Source organism: Paenibacillus silvae, assembly GCF_014639235.1.
Classification (GTDB): domain Bacteria; phylum Bacillota; class Bacilli; order Paenibacillales; family Paenibacillaceae; genus Paenibacillus; species Paenibacillus silvae.
In genome coordinates, this window is record NZ_BMFU01000002.1 from 1 (window position 1) to 25,060 (window position 25,060).

General features: G+C 38.6%; 18 protein-coding genes. 17 read left to right on the plus strand and 1 reads right to left on the minus strand.

What is annotated here, in order from left to right; translation table 11 throughout:
* Nucleotides 1-299: 299 nt before the first annotated feature.
* The 16 genes from IEW26_RS06095 to IEW26_RS30725 all read left to right on the plus strand — a co-directional run bounded on the left by IEW26_RS06095 (nucleotide 300) and on the right by IEW26_RS30725 (nucleotide 23,370).
* Entirely contained in the window at nucleotides 300-1,301 is a 1,002-nt protein-coding gene (locus IEW26_RS06095; RefSeq protein WP_188591710.1) for a hypothetical protein, read from the plus strand.
* A 19-nt stretch (nucleotides 1,302-1,320) separates the two neighbouring features.
* Complete coding sequence (locus tag IEW26_RS06100) at nucleotides 1,321-1,848, plus strand: SMI1/KNR4 family protein (protein ID WP_188591711.1); 528 nt, start codon at nucleotides 1,321-1,323, stop codon at nucleotides 1,846-1,848.
* A 470-nt stretch (nucleotides 1,849-2,318) separates the two neighbouring features.
* Nucleotides 2,319-3,491, plus strand: coding sequence for an RCC1 domain-containing protein (locus IEW26_RS06105; protein WP_188591712.1), 1,173 nt, complete (start codon nucleotides 2,319-2,321; stop codon nucleotides 3,489-3,491).
* 591 nt (nucleotides 3,492-4,082) lie between these two features.
* Nucleotides 4,083-4,523 (plus strand): hypothetical protein, encoded by a 441-nt coding sequence (locus IEW26_RS06110; RefSeq protein ID WP_188591713.1) that lies wholly within the window; start codon nucleotides 4,083-4,085, stop codon nucleotides 4,521-4,523.
* Between the two features lie 231 nt (nucleotides 4,524-4,754).
* Nucleotides 4,755-5,306, plus strand: a complete 552-nt coding sequence (locus IEW26_RS06115; protein WP_188591714.1) for a hypothetical protein — start codon at nucleotides 4,755-4,757, stop codon at nucleotides 5,304-5,306.
* Nucleotides 5,307-5,386: 80 nt separating this feature from the next.
* A complete protein-coding gene (locus IEW26_RS06120; protein ID WP_110896800.1) occupies nucleotides 5,387-6,283 on the plus strand; it encodes a DUF6744 family protein in 897 nt (298 codons plus the stop codon).
* A gap of 93 nt (nucleotides 6,284-6,376) precedes the next feature.
* Nucleotides 6,377-7,471: an AAA family ATPase gene (locus IEW26_RS06125; protein WP_188591715.1), complete on the plus strand. Its 1,095-nt coding sequence runs from the start codon at nucleotides 6,377-6,379 to the stop codon at nucleotides 7,469-7,471.
* Nucleotides 7,472-7,474: 3 nt separating this feature from the next.
* Entirely contained in the window at nucleotides 7,475-8,842 is a 1,368-nt protein-coding gene (locus IEW26_RS06130) for a vWA domain-containing protein (protein WP_188591716.1), read from the plus strand.
* A 646-nt stretch (nucleotides 8,843-9,488) separates the two neighbouring features.
* Nucleotides 9,489-10,667, plus strand: coding sequence for an IS110 family RNA-guided transposase (locus tag IEW26_RS06135; protein ID WP_188591717.1), 1,179 nt, complete (start codon nucleotides 9,489-9,491; stop codon nucleotides 10,665-10,667).
* 367 nt (nucleotides 10,668-11,034) lie between these two features.
* Nucleotides 11,035-11,376, plus strand: a complete 342-nt coding sequence (locus IEW26_RS06140) for a hypothetical protein (protein ID WP_188591718.1) — start codon at nucleotides 11,035-11,037, stop codon at nucleotides 11,374-11,376.
* A gap of 1,045 nt (nucleotides 11,377-12,421) precedes the next feature.
* On the plus strand, nucleotides 12,422-13,750 hold the full coding sequence (locus tag IEW26_RS06145; protein ID WP_188591719.1) for a hypothetical protein: 1,329 nt from the start codon (nucleotides 12,422-12,424) through the stop codon (nucleotides 13,748-13,750).
* Between the two features lie 467 nt (nucleotides 13,751-14,217).
* Nucleotides 14,218-20,430, plus strand: a complete 6,213-nt coding sequence (locus tag IEW26_RS06150) for an RHS repeat-associated core domain-containing protein (protein ID WP_188591720.1) — start codon at nucleotides 14,218-14,220, stop codon at nucleotides 20,428-20,430.
* 12 nt (nucleotides 20,431-20,442) lie between these two features.
* Entirely contained in the window at nucleotides 20,443-20,970 is a 528-nt protein-coding gene (locus IEW26_RS06155) for a hypothetical protein (protein WP_188591721.1), read from the plus strand.
* A gap of 521 nt (nucleotides 20,971-21,491) precedes the next feature.
* On the plus strand, nucleotides 21,492-22,931 hold the full coding sequence (locus IEW26_RS06160; protein ID WP_229729700.1) for an XRE family transcriptional regulator: 1,440 nt from the start codon (nucleotides 21,492-21,494) through the stop codon (nucleotides 22,929-22,931).
* The gene (locus IEW26_RS06165) at nucleotides 22,928-23,080 is read left to right on the plus strand and encodes a hypothetical protein (protein ID WP_188591722.1); all 153 of its coding nucleotides are present in this window, start codon (nucleotides 22,928-22,930) and stop codon (nucleotides 23,078-23,080) included. The genes IEW26_RS06160 and IEW26_RS06165 overlap by 4 nt, the downstream gene beginning before the upstream one ends.
* Nucleotides 23,081-23,211: 131 nt before the next feature.
* The gene (locus IEW26_RS30725; protein ID WP_188591723.1) at nucleotides 23,212-23,370 is read left to right on the plus strand and encodes an aspartyl-phosphate phosphatase Spo0E family protein; all 159 of its coding nucleotides are present in this window, start codon (nucleotides 23,212-23,214) and stop codon (nucleotides 23,368-23,370) included.
* Between the two features lie 695 nt (nucleotides 23,371-24,065).
* Here the strand turns inward: IEW26_RS30725 and IEW26_RS06175 are convergent.
* Nucleotides 24,066-24,272, minus strand: coding sequence for a hypothetical protein (locus tag IEW26_RS06175; RefSeq protein WP_188591724.1), 207 nt, complete (start codon nucleotides 24,270-24,272; stop codon nucleotides 24,066-24,068).
* A gap of 117 nt (nucleotides 24,273-24,389) precedes the next feature.
* Between IEW26_RS06175 and IEW26_RS06180 the strand changes: the two genes are divergently transcribed.
* Nucleotides 24,390-25,046: a stalk domain-containing protein gene (locus tag IEW26_RS06180; RefSeq protein WP_188591725.1), complete on the plus strand. Its 657-nt coding sequence runs from the start codon at nucleotides 24,390-24,392 to the stop codon at nucleotides 25,044-25,046.
* Nucleotides 25,047-25,060: the final 14 nt, after the last annotated feature.

Sequence of the window (25,060 nt, forward strand, 5' to 3'; positions counted from 1 at the left end):
TTGCATGCTCATGAATGACGAACATCGGAAAGCCGTATGAGGGAAAACCTCACGTACGGTTTGATGAGGAGGGGCTGGGTTTTGCCCAGCCTTTTACTCTAGAATTTTTTAAAGTGTTCGTTGTGTCAAGGTTCTTTCAGATAAATTTGTATGTAAAAATTGACTTATTTACTATTCCTGAGTATGTTGATAGAATCTAATTATAGTAAATAATTCCAATGTTTACAGAGAGGAGGGTGGATAGGTTTTTAAATAGGAGTTATTTATAAAAATCATCTAACAAGGAGGATTCGATCGAAATGAGGTTTAAACATTGGATACTATCTTTAGTTTATGTTTTAATACTTAGCCTTTCTCTACAAACAACACTTTGGGCTACCTCTCCTGAATCAAATGTGAGTGAAGATCAAGATCAAGTAGTACAAATTGGTAATGAGGATCTTTTTTCTGAATTTGATTCTAGTAAGATTTTTGAATTGTATAATGATGTTGAAATTCTTGATAAAGAAACGTTATATTATTCTATTGATATTGACAATGCTAGTTCTCAGCTTATTTATTCAACTAAAGAACCAGAAGTTTATGATATTAAGGATATTATTCCACAAATTAAAAATGAATACAGTATTCAAAATAACAAACTTACGTATCGGATGGATATGTTTTACTTGGTAGCTGATATAGCTATAGATAAACCTAAATTTGTGTCCGCAGGTGCAGTAACAAATGTAAGCGGTTCCGGTACAAAACCTAAAAATTATACTGTTTCACTTAAAAATACAATCAGTAATACGCGATCTGGTGTCTATAGTAATGATAAAGAAAAAAATGTTACAGTGAAATTGAAAGAAGAATTTGTATTGGAGAGCCCAATATCGATCACAAAATATTGGAAAGGTGTAACTGTAGCAAAGGCCAACTTTGATGGGAGTTTAGTGATAACAGCAGCATCAGCATCGAGTGATGTGATGCTTTTGAATAAAAAAGGCATAAAATACCCTAGTGACTACAAAGACAGACAATCTGGTATTGTTATGTGGGAGCCACCTGCTAATCTTACTGCTAATGCAAGAACCCCTGGTTCGAAATACAGAGAAAATTTTATTGAATACTATGAAAGAAATTGGGGGGCACCAACTTATTTTAAGTGGACTGATGTACAAATCCATCATATGCGTCCTGTAAAATATAATGGTCAGGATTCCGTGTCTAATTTAATTCCATTGTGGAAACCTGGATCAAGTGAAAAAAATGGTATAAAAAATCACACTGAATTAAATAATTGGTGGAGAAATTATTGATAATTTGGAGGGCAGAATTTTGGAAACTGATATCATACAGATTATACGACTTCTAAGAAAAAATGCTTCCTCAGAGAATCCGTTTCAAAGTCTAATTCCTGGGAGTGAAAGTCAACTTCTTGAGTGCGAATGGAATAAGGGAGCGGATTCGGAAGAGATAAGTAAACTATATGAGAAAAACGATTGGTTATTCCCTGAGGATTATAAGATATTTCTTCGAGAACATAATGGGGGAATATTATTTCAACATGCTCATTATGGTGGAGGGACAGAATTGTTAAGTCTTGAGAAGATTAATATTATTTCAGGTGAATATGATAACATTCCAAAACATTGTTATCCAATCGCATGGACCGATCATATAATTGGTGCAATTTGTATTGATTCAGTTAAATTAAAAAATGGTGAAGATTCGTATTTATTTTTTCTTGATGCAATGGAGAACATGGAGAATGCGGTGTGGATACCTCTTGATTTTACGGAATGGCTACATCGTTTAGTGCTATGTCAGGGTCAGGAGTTCTGGAACTGGAACTGGAAAATCTGATGATTCAGTTAGTTAAAGATAAAAAGGTCGCTCTTTAAAGAGTGATCTTTTTATCTGGAAGTTTTTTTTATTAGGAAATAGCTGAAGATTGGGACACGTACCCAGTTCATATAGCTTAATACGAAGACGAGGTTTCTGAGTTGTTTTACATCATGCCAGAAGAATATGTCAATGATAAGAAAAAATAAGATTGCTTTACTACAGAAGTAGTCAAAACATAAGAACAATTTAAGTATCAAAACGAAGTTTTGTTAAATAATAAATATTTTTAACAGGCATATAAAACAATAGTTATCTTCCTTTAAGTTTATTAATATCAAATAAATCAATTGTTTTAAAACTATATCTTAAAGTCAAGATGGAGAAACATAATTCTTATAACATTGTATAAAAGGTATTTAAATTACTAAATATTGGTTTTATTATATAAATGATGAATAAATTTAAAATTATAGAAAGGTGTGAGTGTCATGTTAAGAAAGAGATTTTTACTAAGTGTACTGTCACTAGTGACAATGGTTGGATTAAGTTCGGGAATAGCTAGCGCTGCCCCTAATTCAAGTTATGATAATCTTCTTACAGCAGCCAACTATAACACTTATCTTGTTATGAAAGATGGTTCTTCTTTTTATGCAGTTGGACAAGGTGGAAGACTAGGAGTGAGTGCTGGAAATTATTCAGCTATTCCTTTAAAGGTTGATATATCTGATATATCCATGATAGATGGTGGTATGGGGACACACTCAGTTTTAGTAAAAAATGATGGGACACTACGGTCTTGGGGATATATAGCATATGGAGAAGGGGGCACTGGTAAAAGGCAAGAGAATTTGAAAGTACCAACTAAAAGTTCTCTAATAGATAACGTTAAAGAGGCAAGAGCAGCAGATGGTTTTACTATAGTTTTGAAAAATGATGGAACTGTGTGGTCGTATGGGAGGAATTCATACGGGCAACTAGGAATCGGAACTAAAGGAGAACCGATTGGTGTACCTACTAAAATTCAGGGATTGAGTCGTATTGTAGCGATTGATTCAAATGAACGTACTAGCGCTGCATTAGATGAGGATAATGTTTTGTGGGTTTGGGGACAAGGAGCAACTGGTTCTCTAGGACAGAATAGTGATGAAGATCAACCCTCACCAGTACCATATCCAATTGAAGATGTAAAAAGCTTTTCGGTTGGGCCGGAAAGATTATATGTTATAACTCATAGTGGTGAAGTTTATGGTTCAGGAAGAAACACACAAGGTCAACTCGGAGATGGTACAAAAATTAAGAGAAGCTATCCCGTATCTATTGATATCACCAATGTTGAACAAATAAGTGTAGGTAGCAATGCTACTTTGGCTCTGAAAAAGGACGGATCAGTGTGGGCTTGGGGAGTAAATAACAGTGGACAAGTAGGTAACGGAACCACAAACTTCTCTTATAATACTCCAGTTCAAGTCTTAGATAATTCCTATTCTCCACTAACTGATGTTGTTGCCATCGTAGCAAGAAGCAATCATTCACATGCTTTGAAAACAGATGGTTCTTTATGGTCTTGGGGTAGCAATGATAATGGAAAACTAGGCATTGATAAAAAAATTCAAAAGCAAATAGTTGCAACTAAATCGGATTTCCCGAATGCTTTTGATTAATCTTCCATAGATCGATCTCTGTTTTTGAAAATATATAAATATCCCAAATATCTATTAAAGGAAAACAAGGGGGATAACCGCTAGCTTAATATCCTTTAAAATAGCGATTGAATTTTAATCAATGATTAGTTATCTAACTCCACATATGAAAATAGTTAAAAGTTCTAAATCGAATATTTTTCTAATAGGACTGTACTAATTCGTATACGAATGATACAATGGATGTGTAATTTATTCCTTAGTCCTAAACTCCCATTCGCTGGAGACAAGGGTAATGCCCTACGCTATGATTCTGCACTTCACAGAGTTGATAACAGCAGGGTAACTTGTATCGAAAGAACAAGTTTAGTACACTACCTCAACCTACACCTTCGTGCTGATGACAGTTATGAAGAGAGGAAAAATGTAGGACAAAAGGCAAAGGCCAATGAAGTTCCACAGCTCCCTTTTGCTGGAGACAAGGAATGAAGAGTACCGAAAGGCTCTTGGAAAAGCATTGTTACTGAGTTTTAAAAGCCGATTTTTGCATGGATTCGTCCGTGCGGAGATCGGCTTTTTTGCGTTTCATTAAAAATTGAGAGGATGGTTAAGATGTTAAATCTGTTCAGAGGTAAAAATGCGAAAAGTGCGATTCATACAGCTGTAGGTGGGTTCCTTCATGAAGAGAAAAAGTGTCATAAAAATGCCGTGGACTTCCTTCAGATGATGGCCGGAGTAACCGTTTATGTCGCTGAAGAAATATGGGGAACCACTGAGACAGAAATGAAAATAAGTGATACCGTCCGTTTCGATATGGAAACTCAAAGTTTCTTTTACAAAACGGACGGAAATGAGATTAACGTGCAGGCCCTTAAAGGACAACCTTTTTGGCAAAGCGTGCAGCAAATAATGGTCTTTGGGCAAGACTTGCTGGATGACATTAAAGAACGGGAAGAAGGCCGCAAGCAGTTGGTATCTAATATTGCTGACCTGACACAACAAATGAATGAGAGTTCAATCGTTATGTCGAGAGTGAAAATGTTTCGTGTATAGTTTGAACAATACAGAAAGCCGATTTCATGCATGTACTCTCATGCGAAGAAATCGGCTTTTCAATTTAATAAGGAGAGTGATATGAAGTGAGAAATAATTGGAGAGTTTGTCCAGAGCGGGTATTTTATTCAATTGAACGTGTTTTTGATAACTACATGTTAGGCAGGATGAGTCGTTTGGAATATTGCCAGCGTGTAGGATATCTGTTACAGACAAGGGAGGTAAGGTAGGATGAAAACAGTGAAATTTACATATGACCCGCTGGCACTTGTACGGATTGTCCTTCAGCGGCATGTTGAAGAGAATATTCAAGGGAAGTTTTATAAAGCAAAGCAATTTGCATGTTATGAATACTTGTCTAAACTGTCGGATGAATCTTTGGAAAACTTGCTCAGGGAGTACACTAAACGACACAATCTTGAGTTCATTACGTTGGAAAATTGGAAGCAAGATGGTGAACTCATCTTCGAAATTATTTTTGAACAAGAAAATTACAAGAAGTTGGAAATTGACTTTAAGAAAAGAGGATTTGGGGCTACCGGTCTTGGTGTACTTGATGTCGGGAATAACATTTTCTACGATTGTGGATTTGTCCAGCACTGGAGTACGATTCAACATATCGTGGAAAAGTCTTATCCGAGTTATGCTAAAGCATTAGAAAAAATGTACATTTACGAAAGACTTGAAGAGTTTGATGGGGTTACTCGTGAGGAGTTGGAGCACTTTATTACAACCAACTTTGAACTTTATGGTGGAAGTAAGCCAGCCAAAGACTATCTCTAAGCAAGCATATAATGTCGATCCGAACACTTGAGCAACTTTCAAGTGTTCTTCTTTATTCAAAAAACGAGGAGGTTATTTCATTGAACTCAATTTTAAAAGATGCTGTTGTGGTTCCGGCTGGTCAAGGAGATGCAATTGGATTCTTAACCTGGAACTCGTTATCTAATATGCTAATCACCCCTGACGACTTGAAACAGAAACTCATTGATTCAGGGCTGGGAGAAGGGTGGATGCCGAACGCAATCCGTCTACCAGATGCTTTTAGAAGAGCGACCAGTGAAAAGTTTAAACGGGAGATGTCGCCAGGTGTGTATGAAAACTACATGTTTAGAGAGGTAGCATCGACGAGCGCTTTCGTTCAGCGTAATTTGGTTTGCGAAACAGTCGATACCAAAGGGAGAAGGTTGAACTACATCCCGGATGTAGGATCGCTAGTACTGGATCGGAAAACGGAGAAGGTAGATGCCAGTTACGTCTCTTCCATGGCGCAGCAACTCGTTAGTAATGCTGCCCTACAATTTGATATCTTCCGAAACAACTATGGGTCTACGACATTGCGAACTGTGATTACGAATGCTTTAAAGAGTATGTCACCAACCCCAGTAAGACCATCTGGAGGTGTCTATTTTGTTCCGGCACAATTTGATGGGAACTTGGATGCACTGATCCGCTTTATTGTTTCTCTTGAAAAAGGGGAAGCAGAGAAGGTTCCTGTCATGAACACGTTGGATATGAAAAACATGGTGACTCGTAAATTGATGGATCATCTCCGTTCAACGCTGGCTGCTTGTGAGAACGGGGTTGAGAATCAGCTCAAGAAGAATGATCTAAAAGCTATTCTTGAAGATGCGAAAAATGTGGTGAGCAACTTTAAAGACTACGAAAGTATTGTTACAGGGAATTTGCAAGAAATGGAGGCTTATGTTGCGCTCATCCGTAAGAGAGTTGCGGAAGCTTTGGCAAATATGGCCGACTGATTTTCACATATTCTTGATGAAACGGAGCTGACCCTATTCCTATTTAGGTTCAGCTCTTTTTGATTTCTAAAATAAGATATGGAGGAATTAAATATGAAAATTAAAAAAATTCAAAATGCGTTGTCACAACAATATGCAGAACGTGAAGAAGTTATTGAAGGGCTTATGGTAGCCATGATTGCTCGTCAACATGCCTTGTTGATAGGACCTCCCGGAACAGGAAAGAGCGCAATGGTAAGTGATCTGACCAAACGAATTACAGGAGCGAATTATTTTCAATGGCTGCTGACACGCTTCAGTACACCAGAGGAGTTATTTGGACCTGTATCCTTAAAGGAATTGGAGCAGGGTGTGTACAAGCGGAACACGTCTGGCAAATTACCAATGGCACATACATCCTTTCTCGATGAGATTTTTAAGGCGAATAGTGCCATTTTGAATGCACTTTTGACACTCATAAATGAACGGATATTTTACAATGATGGCGCGCCAGCACAAGTTCCGCTCATGTCACTCATTGGGAGCTCGAATGAGTACCCGGAAGAAGGGGAAGGATTGGAGGCATTGTTTGACCGATTTCTACTAAGGTTTGAGGTGGACTACATCGGCGAAGATCAATCTTTTGTATCTATGTTGAAAGGATCTCCACCAGTTCCTGCGGATATGAATATTGAAGAACTATTTCAACTTCAATTTTTTAGTGACACCGTAGTGATTCCTGATGAGGTTTTTGATGCCTTGAGCAAAATGAGGAGAGAACTCATGGATGAAGGGATTCGGCCTTCAGATCGGCGTTTTAAGCAGACTCTCTCCGTGATTCGTGCGAAGGCCGTACTCGCGGGAAGAGATAAGGCTATCTTGGACGACCTCATGATTCTAAAGAATAGTTTGTGGGAAAAACCAGAACAGCGCGATAAGGTCATGAAAATCGTGAGGAACTACGCTCAGGATGCAGTGAAGACACGTATTCAAGAAATAGAAGGTGAAACAACAGATATCATGAAAAATTTGGATCAGTCCAGTAATTCTACGGACGTTGCTGTTGAAAGTACGAAGAAACTGAAATCGTTGGTCAATGAGCTGAAAAAACTTCAAAAAGATAATCCAAACAGGCAAGAAATTGAGAGTGCAATTGCAACTGTCCAAAGCTCTCTGAGTGGTATTGCGTCACAAGTGTTAGGAGTGTAGCCGATGACTGTACCTATGAAATCGGTTTTAAACACAGATGCCTATGACCGTAGACGATTTGGACAGTTAATGGAAATGTCAGACAAGTTGAAGAAGATCGGAAAAGAGGGGAAGAACATCTTCCCCTTTATCCAGCCTTTAATGAGTGATCTATGGGCGGGTTTGTTCAAAATGAAGCCAGAGTTGCTTAATGATGTTCCTGAAGAACTTGGAATGAACCGCCAACTCATGGAAAGAGTCATTACCGATCAAGGATATCTGGATTTTCGTGAATTTACTCGCCTGGATGATTTGGCGGCAGCCATTGGAACAACAAAATACAGTGAGACCGTTCTTAGATGGGTGAAAGAGCAGGCCAAGCAGGATCAAGACTTGGCAGAAACTTTGCAGAAGCTCATTCAAGGGGATCAGGAAGCTTCTCAGCAAGCTACAGATGCTTTGTCCGCAGCGCTTAATCAGAATGGTTCTCAATTATCTCAAATGCTCGCTCAGGCTGCTGATGAAGTGATAGAGACTAAAGAAAATGTGAAATCTATGTTAGGTGGAATACAGGCAGGAAGTGGCGATAGTGAGCTGAAGAAGGTTCCATTAAAAGAACAATTATTTCTAGCTGAAAAGTTGAGTCATAATAAAAAGTTGAAGGAAATCGCCAAATGGGCAGGACGAATGAAAGTTATTGCCAATCGCAAACAGCGTTCTAAACACAAGGATGCGATTGATCGGAATGGAATCCGGCAAGGCAGTGACGTTGAGCAACTGCTGCCGATGGAACTAGGCAGTTACGCCAGCCCCATTAGCAAAATGGATTTCTTACACCGATATGCGGAAGGCCAAACCCTTCAGTATGATACCAAGGGAAAAGAACATCTCGGCAAAGGGCCCATTATCCTGTGTCTCGATCAATCCGGGAGTATGAAGGGTCAGGATACGATTTCCAAGGGATTTGCTTTAGCTCTTATGAGCATTGCCCGGAAACAGAGAAGGGATTTTGCGTGGATTCCGTTTTCCTCACATGCTTCTGATGCCATCATTTATGAACGAGGGAGAATTGAAGTGCAGGATATGATTCGGCTTGCTACCGTTTTTCTTGACGGAGGTACGAATTTTGTACAACCCTTAAACAAAGCAAGCGAAGTCATTAAACAAAGTCGATTTAATCAAGCGGACATTATTTTTGTCACTGATGGGGAAGCCCATGTAAATAACGACTTTTTAAAAGCATGGAGTAGCTTGAAGGAACAAAAAGGATTTTCTGTCTTGTCCTTATTATTGGGGAAAGAGTCCATTCGTGGAGTAGAGGGATTTTCTGACCGAATTGTTCGAGCTTCGTCATTTGAGGATCAATCTATACAGCAGGCTTTTGATATATGACTAAAGAACAGGGCGTGTACAATGCGTCCTGTATTCTTAATATGAGGAGGGTACAAGCATGAAGAGATCAAGTATTCAGAGAACTACAAAGAGCCTTTTAAATATGCGTGACCGTATTCGATTTGATTTGCCATTCCAACGCAACAGCGTGTGGAAGAATGATCGACGCTCATACTTGGTGGATTCCGTCATTAGAGATCGCTATATCCCAAACATTCTTGTTTGGTAATGGAGAAGGGCATATCTGGGTTACTGATGCTAGGCAACGTTGGGAGTCTATATTCTTTTTTCTAGATAACGATTATAAGTTGAGTAACGGGACAGCGGAGTCGATTGCCAGTAAACGACATAACTGTTTAAGGACACGAATATGGCTCCATTGAAGTCGCTATTATAGCGGCTTTTCGTATTATTAGGTCAGCCAGAAATTTTCTGGTTGGCCTATTTTTATGGGTGTTTTAAGATGGTGGTAGCCGGGAGAACGAGGGCGGCTTAGGGACAAAGAACCCGTACAAAAAACTGTTCTCTCACTACCTTCCAACGACCATGTTTGAGCTGGTTGAGGCTATGACCTCGTATCACAAGCGAAGCTATGGGTTTGGAAACCAGGTGGGAATGCCGGTAAATTTGAATGAGGGAGGTTTTTATGCAACCCGTTGTTGGAATTGATGTGGCGAAAGGATGTAGTGTTATTCAGGCCTTCAAAAAGCGTAACGAACCATATGGAAAGATGGAGACCCTTCAGCATGGTGAAGAAGGTTTCGAGCGGTTAGGGGAAGTGCTCAGCATACTGAAAGAGACAAGTGGTGTGGAGCCTGTCGTTGTCTTCGAGGCAACCGGACATTACCATCGAGGTTTGGCAGGATATCTGAAACGTAGCGGATGGATTCACTACATCATCAATCCTTTGCAAGCGAAACGATCCAAAGGCACACAACTTCGAAAAGTGAAAACCGATGCAGCAGATGCTTGGCATTTGGCCGAGATGTATTACCGTGGGGATGTTAAAGCGCATCGCGAGTGGGAAGAGTCCTACAGTGAGCTTCAGCACTTGACCAGGCAGCATGAGTTTGTGACCGCTATGTATGTGCAGGCGAAGCTAAACAGCAGAGCATTGCTTGAGCAGGTGTTTCCTGATTTCATCGGAGTCTTTTGCAACTTGTATGCGACAACGTCCCTAAAAGTGCTGCAAAGATGCTTGGAGAATAATACCGAGAATGTGGAAGGTCTAATTCAGGAATGTGTGGGTAGATCTCATTCGAAGCGATGGATTGCAGAAAAAACCGAACGATTGAGGGAACTTATGGGAGGGTGGAACAGACAAAGTAGAAGCCGATCTCAAACCGTAGCACTGGCCAGCATGGTCGTGTTGCTGCTGGAGTTTGACAACCAGTTAAGCCATTTGGAAAAACAGATGGAAGCACTGGCGATGGAACTGCCCGAAGTAGGTTTGGTTAAAAGTATCCCAGGCATAGGAGGCAAACTGGACGCTGCCATCGTGGCGGAACTCTGGAATGCAAGTCAATTCCAGGATGCGAAGCAGCTCGTCGCTTATGCAGGACTGGATCCAGGGATTTACAGCTCAGGGAAGTTTACATCGACAAGCAGTCGGATTACGAAGCGAGGCTCCAAGAGGCTTCGACGAGCGTTATATCTGGCCGTACAGTGCGGAATTCGAAAAGCAGCCAACCGCAGGTTAAAAGAGTATTACGACAAGAAAAGAAAAGAGGGCAAGCCTTACAAGGTGGTCGTGATCGCTTGTGCCAACAAGCTTCTCCATCACGTATACGCCATCTTGAAAAAGGGCGAGCCCTATACACATTAATACCTATAATTATCCAAATAACCTCCGCGCCAATGGAGGTTATTTGGGGTACAGAGAAAATTATATCAGTTTCTTGTAGTCCAGCCAAGACAATAAGGCTTGACAAACATTAGCTGGTTTTTTGTTTTATCGGTACAAGTTCTTGTCCCAAGCCAAGGACAAGAAAGAGTTCGTCTTCTGATTTCTGATCGCAATTTGAATTCCTTACGTACACCTTCACAGTGAACGAGTTTAGTGACTGTACATTTGAAGAAGTGGAAGAGATGTTCTATCGTGTGAATCAGTCCGTTCCCTTGACATCTATAGAGAAAACTAGAGTGAAGGTAAGTCCTGCTGTTAGAGAAAGGTACATGAGCTTGCGCAGCACATGTTCTTCGAGAAGATCGCTTTTACCAAAGCAGACCGAAATCGGTATGTGGATGAACAACTCATCTGGCAGTTCATTGCTTCAGCCTCTAACCAGGACATAGATTTCAGTGGGTCAAGTTTAAACAAGTTCATTTCAAACTTGGAAGAGGTTCCAACCCCGGTGACGAAGTTGATCGAGCAGAAGGTAGAGTTTATGGATGGTGCTTTTCATAATTGGGATCAAGCCAAACGCAAGGTTTTGAAAAAGGTTCATGTTGGTAGTCTTTTTCAAGTAGTGGACTATGCGATTCAGCTTGACTGGTCTGAGGATGATTTTGGAACATGGACAGAATCGTTTTAGATTGAGCGATATTCCGTTGATACAGCTTGCCTGAAAGGTGCAACCAGTTCATAGAAAAAAGGATTGGTTTGATGACAGAGGATATGAAACAAATCCCCTTATAGATAGGATAGTCTGAAACATAATTTGAATAATAAGAAGGCATATATGAATACGTTACAATCTTTGTACAAAAAATCTGGTTTTAATATTGTTAGTGATAATCTCATCGGCAAAACTAGTGGTTTTATGTATACCCCAAAAAGGTTTTTTTTAAAAATAACATTAATTGTATTTGAAGAGAGAAGTCTTGTCTGTGTTACCCAGTGATTAATCTATGTATGAGAACAAAGTGAAAATCACCCGTTCTTATGAAAAATAGTATAGTTTCATTTAATATGTGTGTTTATATTGAATGATTTACATATTACAAATAAAGGTATAACACATAAAATTTCTGATTTTATACAAGTAAACTAGGGGTAATTCGACATAAAAAGACGAAATAAAACAAAAAAAACCTATTTCTAATTTGTACAGAATCGCTGATAATGAAATAGCTATTTATATTAATCAAAAGAAATAAGGCTGAGGGGAGTTGGAATATTTCTTGGTATGAAGATGAAATCGAGTTGTAAATTTGCATCTATATTAAATGGAAAGAGAAAGCTAAGATTCAACGCGATTGTTAAAATTTAATTTTATATTAAACGATCTAAAATAATAGGGGGTTAACGAATAACTGAAGATAAGGTTCATCTTTATAAGGTGAACAAAAGCAATTCAAGCTAAATTTTTGGTCAGGAAATAAACTTGTGGTAACGAAACTTTTTTCCACAAGAGAAGATCCCTTCTAATTGATCAATAGGTTAACGGTTAAACAGGTGCTAATTAGACCAACAAATCTTTAGTCGGAGAGATTGCCTGTGTCAACCTCGCTAGTCTAGTCACTTGTTCCTACCAAATAATTTTTAATCTTTATTAAATACAAAGCTAATACTAGTTAATGTTGCGAAGTGCATAACTGATATCGTAAATCCTAAGAACTATAGGGAGTTGAAGTCAAGTGAAAAAACGAAGAAAACTATTAACAAAGGTTTTAATGATTGTAATCTTTTTTTGCTTGTTTGAACCTTTTCTTGTAATACCTTCGATAAACAAAGTTAGTTATGCAACTGCTTCTCAATATGGTTCGATTGAGATTGAAGGCATGTATACGGTTGTGGAAAGTGATGGTGTGACTATTCGTATAGTTAGTGATCCGGGAAGTAAGGGTTATATTGATTACACGAGAAATTACCAACAGTATCATTACATGTTAACGGACAACTCAATGACAGGTACAAAGCCAATTCGATTAATATCAGTAGACAAAATTTCTAATAAACAATTTGTCATACACTATACACGAAAAGATGGGTCTCTCACGTCAAGAACAGTATCATTCGACTATGTGTACGGGTACAACAGTAAATTTGTTTCATATTTAAACAGTTATGGAGAGATAATTGACACAGATGGGACGATTTACAAATGTCAGCTAGTTGGATATGGTGATTTATCTTTATTTAAAAACGGAAAACTCATACAAAGCTTAAATATTCTTACGGACAAAGAATTGACTTGGTTTTCCCAGCTTGTACAAAAAGATTTTTATATTAAAGGTAATCAGTTTATGGTGGATATATATTATGAAGGTGAAAATGAATCACATTATAATAGGTCTGCATCTATTGGTACATACACAGCACCAGTATTTACGAATCCACTTGTTATTATTCTTTCACAAACTCCCGATACATCTACAAATGGAAAAGTAACAGTTAAAGTATCGACAAATGATAATAGTGGAACAGTTATCTCTACGAAATTTGCCGTGGGTAATCAGCCTGTTAGTTATTTTGAAAGTGCAGGTACTGTTGTAACTGGAAATTCATTTATGGTTGAAACAAACAATACTTACACTGTCTATGTTGAAGACAACATCGGCAACAAAAAAATTCAAACAATTAATATTAGCAATATTGACGTAACTCCCCCTGCCGATGCAACGTTTTCAGCACGCCCTGATAAACCAATGAGTAGTAATCTTCGCGTTATTATCACATATCCGAACGATGCTAGGATACGTGAGTACTCACTAGATTACGTGACATGGATGGAGTACAACTCTAACACTTCTATCGTTATACCCGCTAATGCTAATGTATTTGCTCGTTCCAAAGACGCAGCTGGCAACGTTTCTAATGTGACAAGTTATAAAGTGAATAAATTCGTACTAATGCATTATGATTCAGCTGGAAGAATAGATTATATTCAACTTCATCCTTCAGGAGAAAAATATAAATACATCTATGATCGCAATGGAAATCTTTTGAGCATCCAGCGACAGTAATCTAGAAAGACTGAATGTGTTTCGAGCCTTTGTGATGATTAAATTAGGTTTTAAGACACGTCTGTAAGAATATTTAACGGTATTTGAGATACATCATTACTAGGTTCAAACTGGACGCAAGACTAGAACCAGCCTTGATGTTTAACTGACTGAATCCGAAAATGGAATATACGTATTCAGTACGTTCAACTAATGGTGAAGGAAATTCGTCTGTATCAAGCAACTCTGTTAAGAGAGAAGCGATTAAGAACTACAAAATGTATAGTTATAATTCTGATGATCGTCTGATGAAAGTTATCTTTCTCTATGGCAAGAAGATTGAATAAACGTGTTCTAACAACGTGGATTCGATAAAAAACAATCATATATTCTTAAAAAGTATACCTACCCTAAGTATATAAATGCAGGTTACCACACACTATTTGAACGGGGAGAACAAGTTGAAGAAATCTATAAGGAAAAAATTCATGTCTGTCCTGCTTATCGTGTCCGTATTGTCAGGACTTTTTGGAAACTGGATACCGGCAACTACGTATGCAGAAGAGCAAGGGGAACAAATCGAAGAGAACGTTCCCACAGGACAAGATTCTTCTCAATCAGAAGTTCTTCCTCTGATTTCTGAGCAGTTTGACAGAACAGAGAGCTTTATCCAAGATTACTTGGATCAGGGTTACACGTTGAATGAAGTCATTAGTGCTTTATATAAGGCTAGAGACGAACAGATTGGATTCGACGAAGCCTTGCAAGGCGTACGCCCACAGGAAGTTAATGAATCCGCTACGGTCACGAGTGACGTCTATTCGGACCCTGTAGTAGCCGAGGAAGCGCCAATCACTGGTGTGGAAGCTGACCAATCCAGCATTATGCAACGGTATGAAACGTTCGCGGTGGAAGAGGAACTGACTGCCCCGCCAGATACCGACCTTGAGAAAGAAAACGAACCGAAAGAAGATGAAGACAAAAACGCTGAGGGTGAGGAAAAAGAACAGGTTGATCCAGATGATCAATCAGAAGGTGAAAAAGAGCCTGAAGAAACAGCAACACCGACAGAAACTACAACGGATGATGAAAATGCACCTCAAACGAATCAGGATATAGGTCAAGAACCGACAGCACCTTCAAGCGAAATCACTTCTAACCTTGAAAGAAAGCAGGCTGCTGAAGCCAAGGAAACACCCTCATCACAAGGAAGTGCAGAAAGTCCATCTCCTACGTCGATGGAATCGAAGTCAGAACCGAAGAATATCTCGGAAAAAGTATCCAAACCTGTGTCTGAAAAGGGACTGGTTAAGGAGAAAAACGATGCTTCAACTACGAATGAAAAGCAATCCGATTCATCATCACCATCGAAGCAAAAATCAAAATCAGAAGTAAAACCACTTGCAGGACAAACGAGTATCCCAGATCCAGGGAAACATATCGCTGAAAAAGCACCAGTCTATAGTAAAAAGTCGTTTAACGAGGCTCCTTATACCGTGGGTGAAAACGGAGAGACCATTTCGACTATGAGTGGTGGTCTGATGTTGGATCATGTTGATGCGTCTTTGCCTGGCCGTGCAGGAATGTCCTTTTCATTGGAAAGGCAATATAACTCGAATTCAGCTCAGTTTTATGATCCGGCTGTGGGAACGAATACATATGAGTATCCGGTCTACAATTATTTTCTCACGTATCAGGCAGTCAAGAAAAAAATAATTATCAAATATAATGTCAAATACAAACTCAATAAGTGGGTTCAGGAAGACTACAATGGCGACGGTCTGAAAGATAATGACACGATCATTGTGGAAACACCCACTGTACTGCAAGGTACTTTTACAACTGAAGCTGAGGCTCGAAATGCGGCAAGTACACAAATTACATTTTGGAATCCCTCAGAAAGCCGCATAGAACAACAAACTCGTAGTGGAAGCCTTAGTAGTCTACCTTCGAGTATAAGCTATAATCAGGGTGGATTTAGCGGTACTCTAAACAAATCAGGCAGTGTTCAGGTTATTTCTGGACAATATCAGCCTGCACGCACAATTACTGCCCCAACACAGACGTGCACGAACTCAATTCCAGGAAAATATGACTCCAAAGGTGTCTGGGCCCAGACAGGTTCAGGTAGCCCATGTCCAGATACCAAAACAGCGACTGTTGAGGGCAAGACGATTACGCTTACCCGTTCCTCGGTGACGGCTACGAAAGCTTGCCCATCACCAGATAAATCGGTAGCGAACTATGTATGTACCAAAACATGGGAAGCACGTTATAACGGGTCCGTATCCATTCCAGAATCAGACACCCGAGTATATTCTCAATCTTATGTCGGAAGTGTCGTTAAGCCTGGGCAGTATTCTCAACAGCGTTATGATTCTTGGGTTGCAGGTAAGGCTCCATATCAGTATCGTTATGCTTATTCTGTGCGAGAGCAGCCTTGGGTAGAGCAGGAAGTAACAGAAGGTCCGGCTGAAGCGATCACGCTATACACGGATGGTACACCCGATTGGTCAGCAGTTAACGATTTGAAAAATAACGTAAATAGTAATGCTGGAATAGGGATCTCTACTTCAATGGATAGTAGTTACAACTATTACTTGGCCTCAAGTCCATCTGCAGAGATACGAGCTTATCAAGTAGGTAGTAACTTTGATGTCACCTACTACAACAAAACGGTTCCTGCCGCTGCAGACAAACGTTCACCACTTGGTAAAGGCTGGTCTTGGAAACTACCTTTTACCGAAACGGAGAATGGCAAGTCGTATATGAACATGGCAGATGGTGGCCGATATGAAATTGCAGGGAATACGCTTAAAGGGTATGAATGGGAAGGCATTACCGTGAATCCAGATACCTCGGTAACGGTAAATGGGGAAAGCTCATCATTAGTCATAACTGCTGCAGATGGCTTAACCAAGCAATATTTTTCTGCGGATGGACGTTTACTCCAGATTTCCGATGGGAAGAAAAATGATGTTCAATTTTTCTATGAAAATAATTCGTTGTATAACAGCAAATTGTTAACCCAAGTGAAGGATGCTATAGGTAATACAATTCGTATCAGCTATAGTTCTTCAGCTGTAACGATCGTGCAAGGAAACCGCACAGTCACGTATAACAAACAGACGAAAAATGGCATAGAACTACTCGATTCGGTCATCGATCCGCTGGGACGAAAAACAACGTATTCTTACAAACTGGCTGATGCCAAGTTTAACCTGCCTGGATTCAGCCCGGAACGTGCGGCACTTAATCCGTACGCTTTGCTGACATCTGTACAACATAACACGGGTGCCAAAACGTTCTATGAATATGAGAATGGAACAGTTAAGCGTTACATTGGTGAAGATTCGTTCAATGATGCCTATCGTGTACTTTCTCGTAAAGATCAGATTACGTATGAAAATGGATCAACAGAGGATTTCAACCGTCAGACTTACAGCTACACTTCAGATATAGGAGCATCATTTTCACAGGATACAACTTTTGCTGTCTTGGTGAGTAATGGATTAACCAACACACAATATAAGTACCGTAAAGATTTTATTAACAATGATACACCAGCCCAGTTCTATCTGGATGGGAGTGTAGTTAGTGCAGAGGGTAAAACTCAAACAACAACGAATACCTATGGTAAAACCGTTAAAGGGCGTAGTTATGCTGCACCAACACCAACTGTCACCACGGTAACGGATAACCAAACCAAGGACGTCTTAACAACTACGGTACAGTTGGATGACTACGGTAATATTACTTCGGTAACGGATGAAACTGGACGCACCACCACCAGTACGTATGATGATACCAGACACTGGTTAACGAGTGTTACCGACATGGTGGATGTAACCAACAAGAAATATACGGCTCTTACACGGGATAACCTGGGTAACATTAAGCAAATTGTGAACCGTAAAGACAGTGCCAGTGGTGAACTGTTGACACAGGCAGATTACACCTATGATTCTTATGGTAACTTGTTAACTCAACGGATATCGGATGGCAAAGAGGAACGAAATGCGACACTCGAATATGATGGTCGTTATCAGAACGCATTTCCAACTCGTCTAAGTACGTTAGTGACTGATGTGGACGGTCAAACAACACCTGTAAGTACATCGGCGGAATATGATATGTCCACAGGTGATTTAATTTCATCCACGGACGCAGAGCAGCGCACTACTAAATATCGCTTGGATGCGATTGGTCGTACTGTCGAAGTAACTCAAACGGACGGAACGACGCTTCGTGCAGATTACGATGATATAAACAATACAATCAAAGTGACGGATGAGCTTGGTCAACAGCGAATAAACAAATGGAATTCACTTGGTCAGGCGATAGAGAATGGTTATTACTCAGGGAACAGCTATATCGTGTCTCAACGTACTGGATATGATCCATACAGCCGGGTGTCTTGGACAGACGACGCACTGGGCAACCGTACTCGTAATCTATATGATAACTGGAGTCGTATAGTAATGACTACTGGAGCAGATGGTACGTCCACAGCCATGAAATATGATGACGTGACTCGCACAGCGACAAGTACCGATGCGGAAGGCTATATCCAGATTGTAACCCACGACAAGTGGGGCAAAGGTATCAAAACAGAAGAGAAAACACAATTGGAACAGGTAGTACGTACACTGGAGAAAACTAAATATGATAACATCAGCGGCAATACGTTGGAGCAAACAGACGGCAACGGCAACATCACTGCTTTCAATTACGATGTGATGGGGCTACTTCGCCAAGTGACTAGCCCTAACGGCGAACAGACACAATACAGCTATGATTTGACAGGTAACTTGATCAAGACAATTGATCCAGCGGGTAACATCAAAGAAAATATTTATGATCAGCTTAATCGCCGGATTCAGACGAAGGACAAGTCAGGTAATAGCACGAAGAGCTACTATACACCTGGCGGCAATCTGACAAAATATGTGGATCGCAATGGTAATACTTTCACATATGAGTATGACTTACGAGGTAACTTGATCCGTAAAGCGAGTTCCGACGAAACGATTAGCTTTGCAGTTGATGCTGTGGGTAAACGTACGAGCATGACAGACCGTACAGGTACGACGGGCTACCAATACGATCAAGCAACGGAACAATTGACACGACTGACATATCCAGATGGACTTGCAATCGAGTTCACCTATGATTTAAACGGTAACCGAACTGCGATGAAAGGGCCATTCTCCAACACGGTTTACTACACGTATGATACGATGAATCGAATGGTATCTGTGGGTACGTTGAAGGATGTACCGGATTCACAGTACACGTATTATCTCAATGGATTGCTCAAATCGTCACAGGCTCAAAATGGTGTGAATGATAGTAAAACGTATATCGGTCTGGATTTGGTTGGTCTCGAGCAAGTGCGAGATCAAGCTACGCTTGGTTTGTACAATTATAGTTATGATAACAATAAAAATATAACGAAGCGTGTACAGCAGGGTGTACAGGATGACTTTACGTATGATCAGCTTAATCGCATAGTCACGGCTAGTGGAAATAATGAGCAGTACAACTATGATAAACAAGGTAACCGCTTGACGATGCAGTCGGACAAGGAAGTTAACGCGGTCAACACCAAGTATCAGTACGATACCCAAGATCGTTTGACTCAAGTCACCACAGATACAGCAACGGTCGGATATCAGTACAATGGTGACAATCTGCTGGTTGAGCGTACTGAAAATGGTTTAACCACGCGTTACTACTATGATGATGGAGCTCAGATCATTGCAGAAGCCGAAGTGCGAAACGGCACGCCGGAATTCAAAGCCAACTATATTCGCGGAACTAAACTGGAAGCAATTGTTTATGCCGATGCTAGTAAGGCGTATGTACAAACGAACGGACACGGAGATATTACCGAGTTGAGGGATACCAATGGTGCGTTGTTAAACAAATATCAGTATGATGTCTGGGGCAATCTGGAGTCGAAAGAAGAAAAGGTCCATAATCCGTTCTTGTACTCTGGTGAATTATGGGATGATACTACTCATTTGCAGTATTTACGGGCGCGATGGTATGATCCAAATACGGGAAGGTTTAATAATGAGGACACCTTTGAGGGTGAGCTATACGATCCACTGAGTTTGAACTTGTATGCGTATGTGAAGAACAATCCACTAATTTATGTTGATCCGAGTGGTCATAGAGAAGAAATGAGTCCAGGTGGCGGTGGAGGAGGGGTTTCTCCGGTAAGCCGAATAACTTATAGTACACCTAAAACTACAAGATCATCAAGTAATTTAAAACTCGTAAAGCCACCGTCTGTTGACTCGCTTAAAGCTGAAGTAAGATCAATACAAGCTTCCAAAGTAAGTCAAACAGTAAAATCCACTACGGCTAATTCTAAGATTGTATATCCCAGTAAGCCCCATACTAATAAAACACCTGGTCACTGGGAGGCAATGACCGACAAAGCTACAAAATTAGCTCAAAGTAAGGATGTAGTTAAGGTATATCTTAATAAAGGCATGGGGAATGAGATAAAGGGCATCAGCCCGAATAGAAGACCTGATATAATGTCGGTTAGAAGAGATGGTAAAATAGATCAATATGAGGTTCCTAGTAAAACTGATAGAGTCTCTGATTTAATAAAACGGATGCAGGATAATCAAAGACTTATGGGGAATAGAGCAGGGGACATCTATATTTTGCCACCAAAAAAATAACGGAGGTAGTACATGGAGGAAAGATTAACAACTTCGATAGTTCTATACGGACAAATCGAACCAAATGATATCAAACAGTGGAATGATTTTTATCTTTTTTCAAAAGAGATCATTACGAGTTTAAATTTTAAGCCTAATTATATCGGAATTTCGGGTGATTCATTCCAAGATAGTAAGCTTAGGACTTTGGTTCGTACTGAAAAAAAACTATTAAAATCTTTCGAAAAAGAAGAATATATTGAAGCTCTTGAAGTATATGCATTACCGCAAGATTTTACAATTGCGGCTTTTGATTATAATGTCTATATAGCGAGAAGTAAACAAGTCGAATTTGATCATATTTTGGCAACTTTTACATCAGAGGTTTTTAAGGATCTGGATCAAGAGAGATTAGTGAAGTTACTCAAAAGATTTATCGTTTTTAAATCAGGAGAGATTTTTCAGTTGAGCAATTTGGAGAGCCCACAGATATATGCTTCAAAAGCTAATGCACTCACTGCTTTTAAAACCCTTAATATTCTGAAAGAAATAACCAAATAACTATGGATATTTAATGATTGAATTTGTGAGAAAAATAAAAGCCTTAGAGTTTAAAGACTCTAAGGCTTTTATCCTTGAAAGATTAATTGCAAAGTAAAGATTAAACATAATTGTAATAAGTATTTCTTAACATTAAAAGTAATAAAGTTACATACAAATTTTGAGGTACAGGTGGGGCTGAGACTCAAGAAGAGGAACATATGTATATATCAAAAATGATCAGCCTCTAATTATAATTTTAATCGGGAGTTCTTTTCTCTAAAATGCAGACGTAATGAGGCAAATTAGAGACTGCTAATGGTTATAGTAGACTTCCAGAAAGATCAGATAAGTCGATTACTTAAATCATTCCACTATACTACAATTACTGATTCAACTAATTTTAGATGAACTTCCTAAAGGGCCGGGGTAGTTTGGTTCCTTTTTTTGTTGTTCGTATAAAAGTTAGCTTATAATTCTGCGAAATTCAATTGTTTGTGTATTTTTGCAGGAAAGCATTGACCAATGGTAGAATAATCCATATGATTACCTATATAGATAATAAAGACATAAAAAATGGATTTTTATCAGTGGAGGTGAAATCATCCTTGGAAGTGATAACTCAAAAATCAATTCGGGAAGAGTTGTTAAATTACATAGAAGAAAATCAAATGCTTGTTTATCATTTTGCTGAAATATCGGGTATAAATTCTGGAACTCTGAGTCGCTTTATAAATGGTTCTCAGCTCATTCCGATCAAAGCTCTTGATAGAATGACATACACAATGGGACTTGAAGAGGGCACTTTTTATGATTTATATGTAGATGAGCTGCTGATTGATCCATCAACAGATTGGAGAAGGTTACGGCCGTTTCTAATTAGATGCTCACAGTTAAATAAGCTAACCTGTATTGAAAAAATTGTTGATCTTATGTTGGAGAAGTCTTACTATATTTCTTCGCTATTTGATTTTGCTGAATCTTTGTATGATGAAGGCAATACAGCAGCATCACTTCTTATCTATAAAAAAGTCTCAGAAGGAGAACGTTACCAACACGCCGAAAGATTGGCTGTGTGCCAGTATAGAATCTTTAAATTATCACTTGGGGATGATCAGCAACACAATTATGAGCTTGCTCTTGTATTTGAGCCTTTTGTCAAAAGGCTCAGTGAATTTGAACAGTTAGATGCATTGAAAGATCTTGTTAACTTGTATGTTTCTTTGCAGAAGTGGGAAAAGGCAAAACAACTAAGCACTGAAATGGGAAGAATAGCTAGAATACAATACGATTTAAAACATCAAAGAACGGGCAATAAGGTGAAATTAATTGCTCCCAAAAAAATGCTTTTTGGATATATTTTGTACTCACATTTGATATTAGGTACAGTTGCCGAAGAAGCTCAGGATTTTAATCAAGCTTTTTATCATTTAGATAAATACGAAGATCACAGTTGGATCGTTGAAACTGATGCTGCTGCAGAACATACTAAAAAACAATTTTTATTTTGGGCCACCGCTAATAGAATGCTTTATAGAATAATGACAGGGGATATCGATCTTATTGATAAGTATGTAGATTCTCTGGCTAGCAATGATAACGAAATACTTCTAGGTCTATTTAAAATTGTTAGAGCAGCGTTGAAATATTCCTGTAATATTGATCATATTTTAGAACGTTATCATGAAATGATTCACAATCAGGTAATCTCCCAAAAAGGGGTAGGAACATACACCTCACAAGTAATTAACGACAGATTTGTAGTTTTCTTGGCTGATTTAGCTGAATATTATATTAGATCTCTACGCCCAAGTATTGGTATAATCTTTGTGTTAGATAGTTTGGCAATATCTGCTAAACTAAATAATGATGCTTATTTGGTCAGATGCTTCTGCTTATTTGAGAAATTGAGGCATTTAGCAACAGAGGATCAACTTGATAAGTATAAAGCAATTTTAAAGGAGGTAGAATTAGTTATATGAAGAAGATGAAGATCATTTCTATGGCTGTGACATTAGCGATTTTGGTAATTGCTCCACTTAATCATGTATCAGCAGATAACAATGAAGTTATTCCAAAAAAAGATATTTCCATTATAAAAACGAGCTCACATGGTGCTGGCGGTTGGTAAAACAGAATAATAATGTAATAATGTTCAAAACCTCCTGAGATGGAGGTTTTTTAATTGTCTTTTTTGTATAAATTCACCAGTCTTAAATTTGAATAGAAAGAGATAGGATTAGCTATAGAGGTGATTGGGCGATGTCAACTAATCCTACAATTAAAGAAAAAATAGAACAAGAGAGGGATGTCTTAAATAAGTTAGTTTGCATCTACGGTATTGAACATCCTCTGGTTATAAAACAATCTGAACTGTTAGATGAATTAATAAATCAACACAATAAGACTAAGTCTACTTAGTGAATTGGGATATAAAACAATGGGAAGGTTCATGAATCACTACTCATGTATATCTGGAAGTTTATCTTTTGAATATACTATTAGCTTGGGGCTAGTTACATAGAATTTAATCCCTTACAACTTTCATTGGCCCACAAATTGAGCATAAGATGCTTTGATTCATTAGAAGCATTTAATTAAGTTAAGATTTTTTTCACAGTAAAATACCACTCTCGTGACTAGTAAAGAAATTCAAATACTAAGCCTGGCATCATGGAGGACAGTAAATGAAGAATCACACAATTTATTTTCCGTGGGACATACAGAAGCGAAGTGCAGAGTGCTATGTAAGAGCAATCATAAAAGAGTTTGAACTACCTTTGCCTTTAAAGATTAATTTAATCTTGCCTTCAAAAGAGTACATTTTAGAGTTAGAGCATTAAGTCTGTAAAGCGGATAGAATGTTCTAAGTAGAATTATTAAGTGTTTATATTTTGATTGGAGTATTTGTTGCTAGAAAGTTGTTTGTAACACTACTGCGTTTTGGGCAAGCGGGATGAAGCAATTTATGAGAAAACTAAGTCGCTCCTCTTGCAGATCTGGAAGCTCCAATGACTACGTTGAAAATGGAGAAGAGTTTGGGATGAGGGGAAAAAGTTTAGATATAGATGAAAAATGAAAAAGGCGTTCGCAATAAGATACGCCTTGTGACATACTTAGTTTATTTTAAAAGAACCGTTTATAACGGTAGAGCAACTGACGATATCATGTAATGGAATCCATTCTGTGGCTTTTTGGTGCTTTATTTTAACTCTTTCTCTATCAGCTGACATTTCAATTTTACCTATGTACTTTGAATTATCCTCAAAAACCAAACAAACTGAGTATCCCTTTTTCTCTGCAATAAGCAAGTCTTTAATCATTTCAACCTCCATCTTAAGAACTATTTATCTACCTGATTATATTACTTATTTACTATATAGGGAAGTTTTGAGATAATGTTGTAGTATGAAACTAAAATAGTTCTGAGGAGGAAAAAAATGAGATTTAAAAAAGCGGGATTACTATTAATGGCATTCTTGATGGTTGGTGGAACAGGAGCATATGCAGCAACAAAAAGTAAAACAGTTCAAGCAACAGTGAGTAATTTGAAATACGTTTTGAATGGTAGCAATTGGACACCTCAATCAAAAACGCAACCAGTAGTAATTAATGGACAGACTTACATACCAGTTAGTCTAGCAAAAGAAGCAACAAATACTAACATCACTGTAGATTCGAAATCGGGAAAAATGAGTTTTGGCGAAAAGCTTACGAAAACACCATTGGATAAGGAAAAAATGATATATCATACTGGGAATTATGCTGCACTAACAAGGGATGCTAAATATACCGAAGGTAAGAACAAAGAAGTATCATTGATAAATAATTTAGGTTTTATTGAGTATTTTCCAGATGGTAAGTATCAAACAATGATTCTTGATCTTAAATTATTCGATGGTTCTGGGAAAATCATTTTAAAAGATTTAGAAACAGGTAATCAAGTTCAAACTCTCTTTTTGGAAGAGGGGAAAATCGAGCAAGTAGAAGTTAATGTTACAAATATAACTGGAAAAGGCATTAGATTAACAATGGAAGCTGAAAATTATAGTAAAGGTACTGCTCTTGTAGTTCTTCCTACATCACACTATAAATAAGTATTACTGAAGAA